This is a genomic window from Sporosarcina sp. P33 (assembly GCF_002077155.1).
Lineage (GTDB): Bacteria > Bacillota > Bacilli > Bacillales_A > Planococcaceae > Sporosarcina.
This window is the reverse complement of record NZ_CP015027.1, coordinates 1,168,699-1,184,924: the sequence shown is the minus strand read 5'-3', so window position 1 is coordinate 1,184,924 and position 16,226 is coordinate 1,168,699. Positions and strand designations below refer to the sequence as shown.

Below are 16,226 nucleotides of genomic sequence, written 5' to 3'. Positions count from 1 at the left end.
TAAATGGTATGATTAATTGTACGATTGCAAATTGAGGAGGAACGATGTATGACAACATTTTCAAAAGAAGACGTCAAGTATTTTGCGGATTTCGTCCGTATTGGCCTCTCCGAGGAAGATAAAGAAAATTTCTCTGCGAAAATAGCAGATTTGATTGAAAGTGTCAGTGATTTGAAAGAAGTAGATATCACGGGTGTCGAACCAATGACTCATCCGGTTCCTATGATTAACGTCTTACGTGAAGATGAGCCAAAAGATATCTTGGATCGTGAAGTAATGCTGGCTAGTGCAGAAGATCAGGAAGATGGATTGATCAAAGTACCAGATATCCTGTAATCGGAATATGCAGTATAGAATCACATTCACGGCACAATGACAGTAGGAGGAAAAGTGATGACGTTAACAAGCAAAACAGCCGCAGAACTTCAAGCGCTTTTATCAAAAGGGGAAGTTACGGTCAAAGAAGTAACAGAAGCTACATTGAATACGATCGAACAGCAGGAAGAAAAAATTCATGCGTTTATTCATGTTGCCAAAGAAGAGGCAGCGAATCGTGCAGAACAGCTTGATCAAGAAGCAGCAGACACACGGGGACAACTGTTCGGTGTACCGATCGGAATCAAAGATAATATTGTAACAAAAGATATGGCGACAACATGTGCAAGTAAAATGCTGGAGAATTTCGTGCCGGTGTACAATGCCACGGTAATGGATAAATTAGAAGCGGCTGGCGCAGTCAACATGGGAAAACTTAACATGGACGAGTTCGCAATGGGTTCCACTACTGAAACTTCGTACTTCGGCAACACATTGAACCCATGGAATACAGAGTACGTGCCGGGCGGTTCATCAGGCGGATCTGCAGCAGCAGTTGCAGCGGGAGAAGTCCCTCTTTCACTTGGTTCAGATACAGGAGGATCCGTTCGTCAGCCAGCTGCATTTTGTGGAATTGTCGGCATGAAACCTACATATGGTCGTGTGTCCCGTTTCGGTTTGACTGCATTCGGATCGTCACTCGATCAAATTGGTACGCTGTCACGCACAGTTGAAGATAATGCATTATTGCTTAGCGTCATTGCAGGTGAAGATGACAATGACAGTTCATCTTCAGCGAAAGCTGTCCCTGACTACACAGCGGCTCTTACAGGCGATATTAAAGGTTTAAAAGTGGCGGTTCCAAAGCCTTATTTGGGTGAAGGTGTCGATGCAGACGTCGCAGCATCTGTAAAAGAAGCAATTCGTGTGCTGGAATCACTTGGAGCTGTTTGTGAAGAAGTGGAACTGCCGCATATTCAGTATGCGCCAACTACGTATTACGTACTATCTTCTTCGGAAGCACAATCCAATCTGTCCCGTTTCGACGGATTGCGTTACGGCTATCATACGGAGAATGCAGAAAGCCTGGAGCAGGCATATTTCCGTACACGTCAGGAAGGATTCGGCGATGAAGTGAAAAAACGCATTATTTTCGGTACGTACGCGATGAGTGCGGACCATCACGAAGATCTGTACGTGCGTGCACAAAAGACACGCACATTGATCGCGCAGGATTTCGATTCTGTATTTGAAAACTATGATGTAGTTATCGGGCCAACTGCGGCAACGACAGCATTTAAACTGGGTGAAACAGGCGGAGACCAGCTCGTTCATTATGCAAACGATGTATTGGCTGTACCTGCAAACCTGACAGGACGTCCGGCGCTTTCTGTACCATGCGGATTCGTTAACGGCCTGCCGGTTGGAATGCAGATCATGGGTAAGCATTTTGATGAAGAAACACTGTATAAAGTGGCGCATGCCTATGAGCAAGCAACGGACTTCCACAAGCGCACTCCATCGATTCAGGAGGGGAACTAATCATGAACTTTGAAACCATTGTCGGACTAGAGATCCACGTAGAGTTAAAGACAGACACTAAAATCATGTCTCCCGCACCCGCTCATTTCGGTGCAGAGCCAAATAAAAATATTCATGTGACAGACATCGCCTATCCGGGTGTCTTGCCTACATTAAATAAAAAAGCAGTCGAGTTCGGAATGAAAGCGTCGATGGCATTAAACTGTGATATCGCGCCAATCATGAACTTTGACCGTAAGCACTACTTCTATCCGGATAATCCAAAAGCCTATCAGATTTCACAGGACAAGCGCCCCGTAGGATCTAACGGCTGGATTGAAATTGAAGTGGACGGCAAAAAGAAAAAAATCCGTATTGAACGTGTTCACTTGGAAGAAGATGCGGGTAAACTGACACATACAGAAAACGGCTACTCATTAGTCGACTTGAACCGTCAAGGAACACCGCTAATTGAAATTGTAACAGAAGCAGATGTGCGTTCACCGGAAGAAGCCTACGCTTTCCTAGAAAAGCTGAAAGCGATCATCCAGTATACAGGTGTATCTGATGTCCGGATGGAAGAAGGTTCACTTCGCTGTGATGCCAACATTTCATTGCGTCCATTCGGCCAAGAGAAATTCGGCACGAAAACAGAATTGAAAAACCTGAACTCCTTCAACTTTATCCGCCGCGGTATTGCAAATGAAGTAGCGCGTCAGGAAAAAATCTTGCTGTCAGGCGGAACGATCCAGCAGGAAACACGCCGTTATGATGAAGCAACCGGAGATACAGTATTAATGCGTATTAAAGGCAGTGCGAATGACTATCGTTTCATCAATGACCCGGACCTTCCGGAAGTGCATATCGATCAAGAGTGGGTCGACCGTGTGCGCGCGGAAATCCCTGAATTGCCGGACGCACGTAAAGCGCGTTATGTATCGGAATTGGATCTTCCAGAATACGATGCACACGTATTGACATTAACTAAAGAAATGTCTGATTTCTTTGATGCAACAGTAAAAGCCGGAGCAGAGCCGAAGCTCGCTTCAAACTGGCTGATGGGCGATGTATCCGCGTATTTAAATGCAGAGTCTAAAGAACTGCATGACACGCCGCTGACACCTGAAAATCTGGCGCAGCTTGTAAAATTAATTACGGACGGTACAATCTCTTCTAAAATTGCTAAAAAAGTATTTGTCGACCTTGCGAAAAAAGGCGGAAATCCTGCTGATATCGTGAAGGAAAAGGGACTCGTTCAAATTTCTGACGAAGGCACACTTCGCACGATCATTACAGAGATCCTTGATGCGAATGAACAATCAATCGAAGACTTTAAAAATGGTAAAGACCGTGCAGTTGGCTTCTTAGTGGGACAAGTCATGAAAGCAACAAAAGGACAGGCAAACCCGCCTCTCGTCAATAAATTATTGATGGAAGAAATAAAGAAACGCTAATCTGTCAACTATTTGATAAACGTTCCAGGGGAGACAAACCAGTCCGAACCTGGACGTTTTTTCCTTATGAACTTCTATGCTGAACAGGAGGGGATTGTATTGAAAACAGAACAACAATATTTTGAAGAAGCGGTATCACTTCAAACGTATATGGACAATATGGAATCACAAAAAGAAAATAGTTTTTTGATCTATAATGAGTTTGAGGTGCCGCAAGACGATGAATTTATTGAATTGCTGAAGGAAAAGCAACCCCATGTCTTAGTAATTACAGAAGATTGGTGCGGCGATGCAATGCTGAATAACCCAATTCTGCGCCGGATTGGGGAAGCGGCAAATATCGAAGTGCGTGCTGTATTGCGGGATCAGAATCCGGAATTGATGGATCAGTATTTGACGAATGGCGGACGGTCCATTCCAATTTATCTGTTGCTGAATTCAGCCGGTGAGGCAATAGAGAAGTGGGGTCCCCGTGCGCCGATCCTGCAGAAGTATGTAATGGAAGGACGTTCCAAGCTGCCCGCTGAAGAATCGCCTGATTTTGAAGAAAAGCAAAAAGCATTTTATTCGCAGCTGATGTCGGAATATACCGCAAAACCTGCCAACTGGCTGGCTGTCTATGAAGATATACGTTCTGCATGGCTGCCCGTTTTACAGCAAGTGAAGTAAATATAATGAGGAAACCATATTATAATGGTAAAGGTCTGAAGAAAATCAGACGCGAAAGGATCGAGGGGAAAGTGTATGAAACGTGCACGGATCATTTATAATCCTACTGCAGGAAGAGAAGTATTCCGTAAGCATTTGGCAGAAGTCCTCGAGAAACTAGAGAAAGCCGGCTATGAAACTTCAGCTCATGCCACTACATGTGAAGGCGATGCTTCAGTTGCCGCGCGAGAAGCTGTCCGCAGAGGATTCGATGTGATTATTGCAGCTGGCGGTGACGGGACGCTTAATGAAGTAGTAGCGGGTGTCGGGCATTCTGAGAAACGTCCGAAAATCGGCTTAATTCCCATGGGAACAACGAATGATTTTGCCAGAGCTCTAAGAATTCCAAGAGAAATTGATGAAGCTGTAGATATTATTTGTCAGGGAAAAACAACGCCAGTCGATGTCGGTATGATGAATGACCGTTATTTTATCAATATCGCAGGCGGCGGCCGAATGACGGAATTGACATATGAAGTGCCAAGCCGTCTGAAAACCGTAATTGGCCAATTGGCTTACTATTTGAAAGGCATTGAAATGCTGCCTTCCATACATTCGAGTCATCTTCGTATCGAGTATGACGGCAAAGTGTTTGATGAAGAAGCGATGATGTTTTTGATCGGATTGACCAACTCGGTCGGAGGATTTGAGAAATTAGCGCCTGATTCCAGCATCAATGACGGCTATTTCACATTGCTTATATTGAAAAAGTGTAATATCGCGGAGTTTATTCGTGTCGTCACGCTGGCTTCAAGAGGAGAACATTTGGATGATCCGCTTGTCGTTTCTGCCAAAGCAGAGAAGATCGTTGTGACTTCACATGACGAAGTGCAATTAAATCTGGATGGAGAGTACGGAGGCAGGCTGCCGGCGACTTTCCAGAACTTGTACCAGCATATTGAAATGTTTGTGCCTCTGCATAAGCTGCGGCTGCAAGATCAAGTGAAACCGACTAAATAAAAAACAAGCAAAAAGACTATTCCAAGCGAAGATGTAGCATTCGGGTGGAATAGTCTTTTATTGTGCAAAATTAATTGGGTGTGAACGATGTAATGCGCATTGCATCAGGTCCATATCAGATATATTCAATCGCTTCTCCTTGTTTAGCAGCTAGCTTTGGCACTTCGTGCAACGGCATCCAACGGTAGCTGAATAATAGACCTGCGTCTTTACCTTCACCTTCGACGTTATATTCCCATTCGTTCCGCTCTTCTCCTACATAGGAAAAATGGAAAATAGTACGTTCATAAATCACATTTTTGTCTTCCGGGAAGAACTTTGAAGCCTTTACTTTACCTTCTAGTATGAGTTCATCACGCACGATACCGGATTCCTCTTCAATCTCACGATATAATGCATCCAATAATAGTTCATTGCGTTCGATGGTACCCCCTGGAACTTGTAAACCTGCTTCAGGATGATCTTTTTGTTCGTAAACCAGCAGTTTCCGGTGTCTGCCTTCACCTTTTGTGATGTACGCTAATACTTTTCTTTTTACCCTTTTCAATATATTTCACCTCTCATTAGTTAACCCATTATACTGTGAATTTACTCAATTTGCAAGTAAAATGAGTTAATCAATTAGTATATAACAATTATATGAACTGTGGTCATGCTTATTCGTCTAAATTTCAACAAATAGGTTATGAAAAGTGATTTTAGGGGAAAACATGAAAAAGGACTGGCTAAGGAAGTGAGGATGCATGTATAAAAGACAGGAAAGACGCCTGATGTGGCTAGCATTTATAGTTGCCGGCATCATGCTGTTATCAATCATCGGAAGATTATTTTCATAAAAACAGGAGGTGCGCTGTGTGGACTCAGTTTTTTATTCTAGAGTATTAACCGAATTGACCTTATCATTTCATATTATTTATGCCACGATCGGGGTTGGTGTCCCGCTCATGATTATGCTGGCGCAGTGGGTCGGTATTAAGAAAAACGACGAGCACTATATTTTGCTGGCAAGACGCTGGGCGCGCGGTTTTGTCATTACCGTAGCTGTTGGAGTCGTAACAGGAACGGCAATTGGATTACAGCTGTCATTGCTGTGGCCGAGTTTTATGGAGCTCGCGGGCAATGTGATTGCGCTGCCATTATTCATGGAGACATTCGCGTTCTTTTTTGAGGCAATTTTCCTTGGTATTTATTTATATACGTGGGATCGGTTTGAAAATCAGAAGAAACATTTTTTATTACTTATTCCGGTTGCTCTCGGGGCTTCATTTTCAGCAGTTTTCATTACGATTGTGAATGCTTTTATGAACGCACCCCGGGGCTTTGACTTAGTGAACGGTGAACTGATCAATGTCAATCCGCTCCTGGCCATGTTTAACCCGGCCATGCCGACAAAAGTAGCGCACGTGGTCGGGACAGCGTATATGACGACTGCTTTTTTATTGGCAGCTATCGCAGCGTTTCGTCTATTGCGCGGTTCAAATCATATTTATCACAAGAAAGCATTGTATCTGACTTTGAAAGTCGGTTTTATCTTCAGTGTGACAGCGGTGCTCGTCGGCGATTTATCAGGAAAGTATTTAGCAGAGTATCAGCCTGAAAAGCTGGCAGCGGCTGAATGGCATTTTGAAACGGAAGAAGATGCCCCTTTGATACTTTATGGAGTGCTCGATGACGGGGAAGTCAAATATGCCATTAAAATACCGTATGCGCTTTCCATCCTCGCGCATGGCACGCCGAATGCGGAAGTTATTGGCTTAGATCAGTTTGCAGAAGAAGATACACCGCCCCTGTACATCCATTATCTCTTTGATATTATGGTGACAATAGGGATGTTGTTGCTGACATTGTCAGCTGTATATTTGCTTGGAATGTGGCGGAGATGGCCGTTTGTAAAGTCCCGATTATTCCGCTGGCTTATCGTGCTTAGCGGGCCGCTCGTTTTCATATCACTCGAATCTGGCTGGTGGATGGCAGAAGTGGGACGGCAGCCGTGGATACTGCGTGACATCATGCGTACTGCTGAAGGGGCTACCACAAGCGGGCAAGTGCCTACCATGCTTGTTCTCTTTGCGCTTCTATACTTGGTGCTTGGAATCGGCAGTGTCGTGGTTTTGAGACGGATGTTCATACGAAATCCTGTTGAAAAAGAAATTGCAGATCGTCAGCAGGAGAAAGGCGGTGATATCCTATGACTGTTGAAATTCTGGGAATAACCGTATTATGGGTATTTCTTTTCGGCTATATTGTGATTGGAGCGATTGATTTTGGAGCAGGGTTTTTCAATGCGTACAGTTTATTGACGGGAAAACAGAGAGTTTTAACCGATGTCATTCAGCGCTACCTGTCCCCGGTGTGGGAAGTTACAAATGTATTTCTGGTGTTCTTCTTCGTAGGAATCATCGGGTTCTTCCCTAAAACTGCTTTTTATTATGGAACAACATTGCTTGTGCCTGTCAGTTTTGGGATTATTCTATTGGCGATCCGGGGTTCGTATTATGCTTTTGAAACATATGGCGCCCGCGGACATAAAGGATACTCTTTTGCATATGGTGCATCGGGTTTATTGCTCCCTGCCTCTTTGTCGATTGTACTGACAATATCTGAAGGCGGATTTATCGAGATAGTAGATGGCCAGCCTGTTTTGGATTATTGGAAATTATTCAGCAGTCCGCTCACCTGGTCAATTGTAGTGCTCAGTATCGCAGCGACACTTTATATCTCCTCGACTTTTTTGACATGGTACGCAAATAAAGCAAAGGATGAGGAGGCCACACAGTTATTGAGAAAATATGCGCTCATCTGGTCATTGCCGACAATCATTGCAGCTGGCGGAATTATCTTCGAGCTGCGCAAACATAATCCGCTGCATTATGAGAACATCCAACGGTTCTGGCCAATGTTCCTGCTGTCGTTCCTGCTGTTCCTTGGGACAGTGTTCCTCATCTGGAAAAAGCGGCAATATGGAATTGCGTTCGGATTACTGGCGGGACAATTTCTGTTCGCTTTCTTCGGATATGGCGCATCTCATTATCCGTACTTGCTCTATCCGTACTTGACTATTTACGATAGCTTTACGAATCAGGCAATGGCGGTTGCATTAATAACAGCGTTCATATTTGGATTAATGCTGTTGATCCCGTCACTGTATTTGCTGTTGCGCATGTTCTTGTTCAACAAAGAATATGTAAAAGGGAAAAAAGATCACCATGCATAAGGGGGCATTCTGATGGATGAATTTTTGATTTTCTACGCACCTTTTCTCATTATCATCGCAGGGATCGCGTTATCGTTCTTTGTCGTTTTGAAAGACGATGCGGTGACAAGAAATGAACATACAGAGAGTGAACATACAGACGTGTAATCGCGTCTGTTTTTTTATTTGCGCGGCATGGTACACTATGAGTATCTGAAAGATGGAGGAAAAATCATGAGCTTTGCAGTAAATAAAAATGAAAAAGTACAAGTAATTATAGAAGATCTGACACATGACGGAGCAGGAGTAGCGAAAGTGGATGGGTATCCATTATTCATTCCAGGGACGCTGCCTGGAGAAACAGTAAATGTGCATGTAGTAAAAACATTGAAAAAGTATGGATTCGCAAAACTGCTGGATATTGTGGAACCATCTTCATCCCGCGTAACACCGCCATGTCATGTGTTCCCTGCATGCGGGGGCTGTCAGCTGCAGCATCTGTCCTATGAGGGACAATTGATGCAGAAGCGGAAGTCTGTGCGCGATGTCATGGACAGAATTGCCAAGCTGCCCGATGTGCCGGTACATGAAGTAAAAGGCATGGATGATCCGTGGCGCTACCGCAATAAATCACAGATTCCTTTTGATACGGAAAATGACCGTGTGATTACCGGATTTTATAAAGCACGTACCCACCAAATTGTTGATACGGATGTCTGCTTGATTCAAACGAAAGAAGCGGACGAACTGATGACAATGCTGAAATATAAGCTGCAGCAGCTAGGAATCGAGACATATGATGAACACACACATAAAGGCATGCTGCGTCATTTAATCGTCAGAAAAGCACGGCAGACAGGTCAGGTGATGGTTGTATTGGTAACACGCCACAAAAAATTCCCGCAGAAAGAAGCGGTAGTGGAGCTGATTAAACAGGAGCTGCCAAATGTGACGTCGATTATGCAAAACGTGAATACGGCGAATACAAACGTCATCATGGGAAATGAAACCATCAATTTGTACGGATCAAATGTGATCATCGACCGGATAGGGGACACGAAATTCGAAATTTCCGCACGCTCCTTCTATCAAGTAAACCCTGTACAGACGGAAGTACTGTATCAGCAGGCGCTTGATTACGCGGATTTAACCGGTAAAGAACGTGTAATTGATGCATATTGCGGCATCGGCACTATTTCATTATTTTTAGCTAAACAGGCGAAAGAAGTATACGGCGTGGAAATCGTACCGCAGGCAATTGAAGATGCGAAGCGCAATGCAGAGCTGAACGGCATCACAAATTCGCATTTCGAGGCAGGACCGGCAGAAGAGATCATTCCGAAATGGTACGCCCAAGGCAAGCGATTCGATGTCCTCGTTGTCGATCCGCCCCGTAAAGGCTGTGACGAGAAGCTGTTGGAAACCATTTTGGAATATAAACCAAAGAAAATCGTCTATGTATCGTGCAACCCGGGCACATTAGCCCGTGATTTGCGGATTTTGGAGGATGGCGGCTACCGTACAAAAGAAGTGCAGCCAGTGGATATGTTCCCGCATAGCAGTCATGTGGAGTGTGTGGCGTTGATAGAGTTGGAATAATGGGTACCAGGTCCGCACACAATAATGGGTACCAGGTCCGCACACAACTTCGGTTCAATTCAGAATAGTGTCCGAATTGTGTTGGGACCTGGTACCGTATTTTGGCACAGAATAAGTCATTAGTGGAAAATGGACGGTTTGATTTTGGTAGACTTGGAAAAGAAGGCATTGGCTTCGATAAAGGAAAGTATAAAGTAGGTATTACTCTTGCTATTCCCTCAGTTCAAAAGAAAGAATTTGTGCTTAAAGCAGGATTAGAGTATGAGAACTTAAAAGGAAAATATGTTGATAGAACCGGTATAGGACCAACGATTAGCTATACCGAAGAGTTTGAAGTTTAATTTAAATATAATGGAGAGATTTAATGCTAAGTATCGAGGAATACATTGCACGAAGAAAAAAGGAAGATAAACTCAATGAATTTGATATTGATGCACGTGCACAAAATATGAAAATCTGCGTTGATTATGTATTCGAGTATTTTAATAACTATCTGAATATTACGGAAACTGGAGGAAAAACAGTACTCCATAATGAAAAGCTAGAGAAGTATCGGAAGCAGCTTAGGGAGTATGATCCTGAAGTTCGAGAATGGGTTGTTGGAATTTACAATGAATACGGGAAGCAAGTGCACAGATACATCGGAAACATTATGAAGGAGAATGAGTTCTTCTTTCTGTATAGTACTGATAGTGAATTTAGAAATGCTTCCTATGATTGCTATTCCCAGCTCATTAAAAAGTTACCATTTCTTAAAGACCAAACAGAGATGCTTTTTCTTTTTATTAAAGACTATCATAGAGTTGAAAGCGAGCAAAGATTTAATTTCGGAATACCATCGATATCAGAAGAAATAACTGATTGGATTGACAAGACATGGGCAAAGTATCAGGTTAATCTGCTTGCCTTTGCTTATGGTTGGGTAAATAGTTTTTTTGAAAACGAGGATGTTTGGCCATCAACGCATAGAAAGAAGAGTCAATATACTTGGAGAAAGTACGATTATGATTACAAGCAAAAAAGTAATCTTTTTAATCTCGATTCCCTATATAGAAAGATGCCGAAAAAATCCTTCACAAAAGGAAGAAAGCAAGAATTTGAAATACTGTTAATGTACTATTGGCTTCATGACATGGAAGGGGATAATGATTATTGGCAGGAGTATTTGGAGATGGTTTTATCTGCTTTGAAAAAGCAATAGATTTATGAACATAGATGGGGTGAAAAAATGAATGATAAAGAAATAATTCTTTCAAAAATTGCAGAAATTGTTAGCAGACCAGGCTTTTTTATAAGGAAAAATTCAGAGTTTAAGGCCAGATTAAAATGCGTGGGGCTAAATGACCTTTACGTAAAATATGTTGATTACCTAGTGCCATATTGGTACAACCAAGGACATTCACAGAAATTTGAAAACAATAATGATCAATATGATGTGTTTCTAGGTTTAGATAGTATATTCTCGGATTTATATAAGGAAAACAGGCATGAGGATATTATCAATCTACTAAAAGAAATAACTAAATCTTTCAATGTAAGATATATTTCTGAGGATAGCGATGAAGATTTTGAAGAGATAGCAAAACTATATGAGATTTTAGGGTTAAGTATAGCTATTGAATTTGATAAAATTACAGTTTCTGCTTGCATGGAAAGTGACTTTGCCAGAGTAAGTGAGATGTTTTCTGTTGAGTCATGGATAAAAAGTAACCATAAAGAAGTATATGATGCTTATAAATCTGCAATTGATGCCTATACACAAGGGCATTCAGGAGCTTGTATTGAATCATGTAGGACAAGTATTGTAAGCATATTTTCAAAATATAAAGGGACTGAAAATTTCGCAAAGTGGATGAGAGGTGTCTTTAACACCAGCGGAGACAGTGCAACTGCAACGGTTGCTGACTTAGATAGGGCTCTTAAGTCAGACCTGAAAAAAGAGGATTTAGCAGACTTTTTCAATGAAAATAAAGATGGAAAACTGACAAAGACCAAAACAATTTATATGGTTTACTCTATGATGTCTGATTATGGGACCCACAGGAATGAGAATATTATTGAATCGCCAACAATTGAAGATGCGCTGTTTTGTTTGAGGCTAACAGATAGCATTTTATTTTGGGTATATTCAAAAAATAAATAGTGATTTTTTTATTAGTAAAGGGGTGAATAATATGTCTGACGTAAAAAATGCATATAATCAAATTATGGATTTCATGGGTAATGAAATAGAAAAAACATTGTTGCTACGCGGTATTGCTGACAAGGAAAAGCATCAAGCTCTTCTTAAAGCATTAAATGATAATGGGAACTTGAAAGGGCTGATTAATTTAATTCATACATCAAAAGATGGAATGGAGAATTTCTTCCGTTGGGCTGAACTTTATCAAGTTAAAGTACCGAAGAAATACGGGCAAGCAATGAAATTATCAAATCTTACAATTTTCTTTGATAATCTGACCACTAAAAGTAGTAGTGACAAATACGATGATTATGCTTTCGGTTTTATGATTGTATGGCCAATACAAAGTGTAACTAAAAATGAAAAGGAAATTCAGATGTTAAAAGAAATGGCTGAACGTCAAAAAACTAAAAAAATAATATATCTTACTATTAAGGAACCTTGGTACAACCCGGATTCTTTAGAGCCTATCGTGGATCGAGTGATAAAACTTGACTGTGAGAATGATGACCCAAAAGAGTATCAGCGAATTTTAGCTGCATATGAAGAAGATATGGAAAGACGCGATTATTATTAACAAAAAGGTAATGTAGTTGATATGTTCCCGTCTACCGATAGTGCAAATAGTATCGTGGATATGTTTCTGAGAACGGACATACTCAAATGAAATTCATTCTGTCCTCTCAAGCCATGTGGAGTGTGTGGTGTTGATAGAGTTAGAATTGTAGCCCCAAAATAAAGTCTCGCACCCAAAATCCCTTGAACCCTTGTCACTACTATCCTTTCACAATCTGAAACGTACAAAACTTCTTTTTAAATCGAAAAAAAACGTGAGCAAAAAGCGTGAGAAAAGCAGTGAAAAGTGGTCAAAACGTGACCGGAAATGTGTGAAAATGAGGGGAAGATAGCGTGACTTTATTTTAAAAGGGAACGAAGGAATGCGGGTTTGAGTGGTGTGTTTTCGGAAGTTTATAAAATAAAGGAACAGGAATACCAATATTGAAGGCTTTTAACTGAATATATAGGTGTGTTTTAGTTCCCTCAAATCGCAGCAGCAGAATTGGTTAATAGAGAGAAAATGACGAAAATATACTGTTGATATATTTCGGCGGGCTGGATATGTCACGATGAAAAAGGAGTAATTTAATATGATAGGAAAGAGAATAACTGCACACATTTTAAATAGAGTGATAATTCTCTTTCCATCAATGTTATTACTTGGGGGAATCACCTCACTGATATTTCCAAGTTACTTCATATTCGGAAATGATCAAGATTCAGGATGGTTAATAGTTTGGCTTTTAAAGTACATGATATGTTTGCCGGCAGTATTTTTAGATGTAATTACCCTGCCATTAGAATTTCTGAAGATAATTGAAATAATAGTACCTGCTTTACTAAGTTTAATTATTATAGAAATTATAAGTATCACCTTAATCAAGCGTAATATAGGCATGAAAATTATGGGGCTAAAAATAATATCTACAAAGGATAAACCATTTAGTATAATACAAATAACTGTGAGAACTGCAATAAAATATTTTTCACTGGCGTTTTTTCCTTTTGCACTTGTATTTATTTTTTTTTATAAAGACAAATCGTCATTACATGATAAGATTTCCTGCACAAAAGTAGTGAAAATAGGAAAATAAAGAGGAAGTACATGATACCAGCTGCTGAAATTAGTAATTGGTATCAGTTCCAAAGCAATTAGTAAAGAGTGCCTGTGTGATACACAATTTAAATACAAATCTGAATCGTGTCTTAATTGTGTGACGCACAGGCACTGCTCACTATGTGAATGAGGTTTAAGATTCAGACAACTATTCCTCCTGTAATTATCGGACGGAGTACCTATATATATGGTAGACTTAAGGTGATGAATTGCAAATAATCAATGATTTACTAAAGGGGAGGGGGATGTAGGTCATGTATACTAAATGGTTTGGTCACCTGGGAACATTAGGATCCCTCATAGGTATTATTTTTTTGATGAAAGCTAAAGATGAACCCTCAAGTTTCTTTATGGGTTTTTTAATTTGTTTAGCAATCATGCTTTTTTTTCTAGCAGTTATTTGGGAGATGAAGCTGAATAACAGGGAGAAAGGAATTTATTGTAAGGATGAGGAGAATTAAACAACTATATGCTTCAATGGATTAGTAAAGGTGGAAGGGTAACGATTTTTACAAGGGACATGAGTTGGGCAAATAAAGATAAAGAAATAAAGGAACTTCTTTTTAAAAAAGCTATAAACAATGAATTGATTATAATTATAGCAAGTAATATTGGACTTACTAAAAAACTTGAAAACGATGGTGCTACTATTTATACATATGAAGAATTAGGTTATACTCCTAACTCCCGATTTACTATTGTCAGAACGGATAGAATTGATAGTAAAGTAGCTATAGGAAAAGAAAGAAATGGAAAGCACTTTATCGAAGAGTTTGATAGTTCCGACGGGTATCCCTTCCATATAGCAAATGATCTTACTAACTTTTTAATTAAATTCAATAAAATTAATAAAGAAGGAACTATTCAAAATGAAGAAAGTAAATAGAAAAACGAATGTGGATATTGCTTTGGAATGGGATCAGATTTCAGACGTTAGATTTCAACAAATTAGAGACAATAAAGATTTAAGTTTAAAACACATTCTTAAGCCATGTATATTGGAGTTGATAAATCCATGTAACAAAGAAAAAGTACTAGATATTGGTTGTGGTACAGGTAATTTAACAAGTTATTTAGCAAACTACTCTGATGAAATAATAGGAATTGATTTAAGTGGGAAAAGTATAGAAGTTGCTGCAGAAAACTTTCAAAGAGAAAATATGAGTTTTCAGAATTACTCTATAGAACAATTTGCAAAATTTAATAATGAAAGTACGTACTCTTTAGTGGTTGCCAATATGGTTCTGATGGATGTTGCTGAATTGCCTACAGTAATAAAGTCTATAAAAGATATTATTAAGAATAACGGACATTTTGTATTTACGATAACCCATCCTTGTTATTGGCCAGTCTATTGGGAATACTTTGATGAAAATTGGTTTAATTATAAAGAGGAACTATATATTGAATCAGCATTTAAAATTGCAACAGAAAAAGTAAAGCATAGAACAACTCATATTCATAGATCGTTGGAACATTATGTTAATACTCTCTGTAGCGAAGGATTTATTATAGAAAAGATGATTGAACCAATACCGAATGAAGAAGTATTACCTGTGTTTCCTAAAAATAATTCATATCCAAGATTTATGGGGATCAGATGTAAACTACTAAAGACAAAGAATAAGTATTAATCTGGGTATAGGTGAAGACACGCACGTCTCATTATTTGTCTACCGTCAGCAGTCCACGCATGTCGAGTGTGTGTGGCGGTGATAGAGTTGGAATAATGGGTACCAGGTCCGCAAACAACTTCAGTTCAATTCAGAATAGTGTCCGAATTGTGTTGGGACCTGGTACCGTATCTTAGTGCTTACGCTTTACTTCGATTCTATAGCCATCAGGGTCAGTAACAAAGAAGTAAGAAGGTGTTCCGCCTGAAAGTCCTTTCAATTCACTTGTTTCATAAGAAGAAGCTTTACAAATCTTGTGCATTTCTTCTAAATCATCTACTGTTACGCCTAAATGACTGAAACCATTTCCTATTACATACGGTTCTGCATCATAGTTGTAGGTAAGTTCTATTTGTACGGAAGAACCTGGTGAATTAAGATAAATTAAATCAAATTTATCTTCAGGGAATTCTCTTCGGCTTGCTACTTCAAAATCAAAAAGCTCTGTATAAAAATCTAAAGTAGCATCAATGTCTCTAACACGTAAACAAATTTCAACGAGTACTTGGTTCATTTTATCGTCCTCCATAATTTTATTGATTTTTATCTTATCATAGATCCTATATAAGTACATTTGATACGATTTTATACAGTTACTGGTTATTTAATGTGGCTGATTTTTAACGGGATAATGGTTCTAAGCCGTTGATCTGCGCAGCAGCCGGATTTAGTGTACATAAGACAGTTTGATAGCCCTCTGCAAGCAGTGAAAGCCGAGTAGACTTGTCTGATACAATGCGTCCATTTTTGAAGTTAGAAAGCGGTAATTTTTTTAGCTACTATGACAATTTCGATGAAATGAATGAAGAAAAAAATCGCTTTGTTGTCCATTCAGTCAGGCAATTCATAGCTCCACCCACACCGCGCAGATAGAGTCACTTACCATACTCCAATTTCTGGACGAACACTGACTGACCTGCGGACACAAACTCAAGGATTCTCCCGG

At 40.1% G+C, this 16,226-nt stretch carries 19 protein-coding genes; 17 read left to right on the top strand and 2 right to left on the bottom strand.

All coding sequences use genetic code 11. The features are described 5' to 3' along the window. Window positions 1-48: 48 nt before the first annotated feature. The 5 genes from gatC (at window position 49) to SporoP33_RS05985 (ending at window position 4,958) form a co-directional block, all read left to right on the top strand. Window positions 49-336 carry an Asp-tRNA(Asn)/Glu-tRNA(Gln) amidotransferase subunit GatC gene (gatC, locus tag SporoP33_RS06005; RefSeq protein WP_081242880.1) on the top strand — a complete coding sequence of 96 codons (288 nt, stop codon included), beginning with the start codon at window positions 49-51 and terminating at the stop codon, window positions 334-336. A 57-nt stretch (window positions 337-393) separates the two neighbouring features. Continuing rightward, window positions 394-1,857, top strand: coding sequence for an Asp-tRNA(Asn)/Glu-tRNA(Gln) amidotransferase subunit GatA (gene gatA / locus SporoP33_RS06000; RefSeq protein ID WP_081242879.1), 1,464 nt, complete (start codon window positions 394-396; stop codon window positions 1,855-1,857). A 2-nt stretch (window positions 1,858-1,859) separates the two neighbouring features. Continuing rightward, the gene (gene gatB, locus SporoP33_RS05995; RefSeq protein WP_081242878.1) at window positions 1,860-3,290 is read left to right on the top strand and encodes an Asp-tRNA(Asn)/Glu-tRNA(Gln) amidotransferase subunit GatB; all 1,431 of its coding nucleotides are present in this window, start codon (window positions 1,860-1,862) and stop codon (window positions 3,288-3,290) included. A 99-nt stretch (window positions 3,291-3,389) separates the two neighbouring features. Further along, complete coding sequence (locus SporoP33_RS05990; RefSeq protein ID WP_081242877.1) at window positions 3,390-3,959, top strand: thioredoxin family protein; 570 nt, start codon at window positions 3,390-3,392, stop codon at window positions 3,957-3,959. Between the two features lie 75 nt (window positions 3,960-4,034). Then, window positions 4,035-4,958, top strand: a complete 924-nt coding sequence (locus SporoP33_RS05985; protein ID WP_081242876.1) for a diacylglycerol kinase — start codon at window positions 4,035-4,037, stop codon at window positions 4,956-4,958. Between the two features lie 115 nt (window positions 4,959-5,073). Here SporoP33_RS05985 and SporoP33_RS05980 read toward each other — a convergent pair whose 3' ends face one another. Next, window positions 5,074-5,505: an NUDIX hydrolase gene (locus SporoP33_RS05980; protein ID WP_081242875.1), complete on the bottom strand. Its 432-nt coding sequence runs from the start codon at window positions 5,503-5,505 to the stop codon at window positions 5,074-5,076. A 307-nt stretch (window positions 5,506-5,812) separates the two neighbouring features. On the opposite strand from SporoP33_RS05980, the gene SporoP33_RS05975 reads away from it, so the two are divergent. The 12 genes from SporoP33_RS05975 to SporoP33_RS05925 all read left to right on the top strand — a co-directional run bounded on the left by SporoP33_RS05975 (window position 5,813) and on the right by SporoP33_RS05925 (window position 15,241). After that, the gene (locus SporoP33_RS05975) at window positions 5,813-7,150 is read left to right on the top strand and encodes a cytochrome ubiquinol oxidase subunit I (RefSeq protein ID WP_369821959.1); all 1,338 of its coding nucleotides are present in this window, start codon (window positions 5,813-5,815) and stop codon (window positions 7,148-7,150) included. After that, window positions 7,147-8,172 (top strand): cytochrome d ubiquinol oxidase subunit II, encoded by a 1,026-nt coding sequence (locus SporoP33_RS05970; protein ID WP_081242873.1) that lies wholly within the window; start codon window positions 7,147-7,149, stop codon window positions 8,170-8,172. The genes SporoP33_RS05975 and SporoP33_RS05970 overlap by 4 nt, the downstream gene beginning before the upstream one ends. A 12-nt stretch (window positions 8,173-8,184) precedes the next feature. Further along, on the top strand, window positions 8,185-8,319 hold the full coding sequence (locus tag SporoP33_RS16460; RefSeq protein WP_255363032.1) for a cytochrome bd oxidase small subunit CydS family protein: 135 nt from the start codon (window positions 8,185-8,187) through the stop codon (window positions 8,317-8,319). 66 nt (window positions 8,320-8,385) lie between these two features. Continuing rightward, window positions 8,386-9,750: a 23S rRNA (uracil(1939)-C(5))-methyltransferase RlmD gene (gene rlmD, locus SporoP33_RS05965; RefSeq protein ID WP_081242872.1), complete on the top strand. Its 1,365-nt coding sequence runs from the start codon at window positions 8,386-8,388 to the stop codon at window positions 9,748-9,750. Between the two features lie 101 nt (window positions 9,751-9,851). Then, on the top strand, window positions 9,852-10,091 hold the full coding sequence (locus SporoP33_RS05960) for a hypothetical protein (RefSeq protein WP_081242871.1): 240 nt from the start codon (window positions 9,852-9,854) through the stop codon (window positions 10,089-10,091). Between the two features lie 23 nt (window positions 10,092-10,114). Then, window positions 10,115-10,951, top strand: coding sequence for a hypothetical protein (locus SporoP33_RS05955; RefSeq protein ID WP_081242870.1), 837 nt, complete (start codon window positions 10,115-10,117; stop codon window positions 10,949-10,951). A 27-nt stretch (window positions 10,952-10,978) separates the two neighbouring features. After that, window positions 10,979-11,893, top strand: a complete 915-nt coding sequence (locus tag SporoP33_RS05950; RefSeq protein ID WP_081242869.1) for a hypothetical protein — start codon at window positions 10,979-10,981, stop codon at window positions 11,891-11,893. 31 nt (window positions 11,894-11,924) lie between these two features. Beyond that, window positions 11,925-12,509 (top strand): hypothetical protein, encoded by a 585-nt coding sequence (locus tag SporoP33_RS05945; RefSeq protein WP_081242868.1) that lies wholly within the window; start codon window positions 11,925-11,927, stop codon window positions 12,507-12,509. Window positions 12,510-13,080: 571 nt separating this feature from the next. Then, entirely contained in the window at window positions 13,081-13,584 is a 504-nt protein-coding gene (locus SporoP33_RS05940; RefSeq protein ID WP_081242867.1) for an RDD family protein, read from the top strand. A gap of 277 nt (window positions 13,585-13,861) precedes the next feature. After that, complete coding sequence (locus SporoP33_RS05935; protein WP_081242866.1) at window positions 13,862-14,068, top strand: hypothetical protein; 207 nt, start codon at window positions 13,862-13,864, stop codon at window positions 14,066-14,068. A gap of 8 nt (window positions 14,069-14,076) precedes the next feature. Then, window positions 14,077-14,493, top strand: a complete 417-nt coding sequence (locus SporoP33_RS05930) for a hypothetical protein (RefSeq protein WP_081242865.1) — start codon at window positions 14,077-14,079, stop codon at window positions 14,491-14,493. Further along, window positions 14,477-15,241: a class I SAM-dependent DNA methyltransferase gene (locus tag SporoP33_RS05925; RefSeq protein WP_081242864.1), complete on the top strand. Its 765-nt coding sequence runs from the start codon at window positions 14,477-14,479 to the stop codon at window positions 15,239-15,241. Before SporoP33_RS05930 ends, SporoP33_RS05925 begins: the two co-directional genes overlap by 17 nt. A gap of 172 nt (window positions 15,242-15,413) precedes the next feature. Here SporoP33_RS05925 and SporoP33_RS05920 read toward each other — a convergent pair whose 3' ends face one another. Further along, window positions 15,414-15,794, bottom strand: coding sequence for a lactoylglutathione lyase (locus tag SporoP33_RS05920; protein WP_081242863.1), 381 nt, complete (start codon window positions 15,792-15,794; stop codon window positions 15,414-15,416). Window positions 15,795-16,226: the final 432 nt, after the last annotated feature.

Excerpts from the sequence above, each read along its gene's own strand:
- SporoP33_RS05950 (WP_081242869.1), top strand. The coding sequence starts at position 10,979 with ATGAATGATAAAGAAATAATTCTTTCAAAAATTGCAGAAATTGTTAGC.
- gatA (WP_081242879.1), top strand. The coding sequence starts at position 394 with ATGACGTTAACAAGCAAAACAGCCGCAGAACTTCAAGCGCTTTTATCA.
- SporoP33_RS05945 (WP_081242868.1), top strand. The coding sequence starts at position 11,925 with ATGTCTGACGTAAAAAATGCATATAATCAAATTATGGATTTCATGGGT.
- SporoP33_RS05920 (WP_081242863.1), bottom strand. The coding sequence starts at position 15,794 with ATGAACCAAGTACTCGTTGAAATTTGTTTACGTGTTAGAGACATTGAT.
- gatB (WP_081242878.1), top strand. The coding sequence starts at position 1,860 with ATGAACTTTGAAACCATTGTCGGACTAGAGATCCACGTAGAGTTAAAG.
- SporoP33_RS05925 (WP_081242864.1), top strand. The coding sequence starts at position 14,477 with ATGAAGAAAGTAAATAGAAAAACGAATGTGGATATTGCTTTGGAATGG.
- rlmD (WP_081242872.1), top strand. The coding sequence starts at position 8,386 with ATGAGCTTTGCAGTAAATAAAAATGAAAAAGTACAAGTAATTATAGAA.
- gatC (WP_081242880.1), top strand. The coding sequence starts at position 49 with ATGACAACATTTTCAAAAGAAGACGTCAAGTATTTTGCGGATTTCGTC.
- SporoP33_RS05930 (WP_081242865.1), top strand. The coding sequence starts at position 14,077 with ATGCTTCAATGGATTAGTAAAGGTGGAAGGGTAACGATTTTTACAAGG.
- SporoP33_RS05935 (WP_081242866.1), top strand. The coding sequence starts at position 13,862 with ATGTATACTAAATGGTTTGGTCACCTGGGAACATTAGGATCCCTCATA.
- SporoP33_RS16460 (WP_255363032.1), top strand. The coding sequence starts at position 8,185 with ATGGATGAATTTTTGATTTTCTACGCACCTTTTCTCATTATCATCGCA.
- SporoP33_RS05940 (WP_081242867.1), top strand. The coding sequence starts at position 13,081 with ATGATAGGAAAGAGAATAACTGCACACATTTTAAATAGAGTGATAATT.
- SporoP33_RS05985 (WP_081242876.1), top strand. The coding sequence starts at position 4,035 with ATGAAACGTGCACGGATCATTTATAATCCTACTGCAGGAAGAGAAGTA.
- SporoP33_RS05955 (WP_081242870.1), top strand. The coding sequence starts at position 10,115 with ATGCTAAGTATCGAGGAATACATTGCACGAAGAAAAAAGGAAGATAAA.
- SporoP33_RS05970 (WP_081242873.1), top strand. The coding sequence starts at position 7,147 with ATGACTGTTGAAATTCTGGGAATAACCGTATTATGGGTATTTCTTTTC.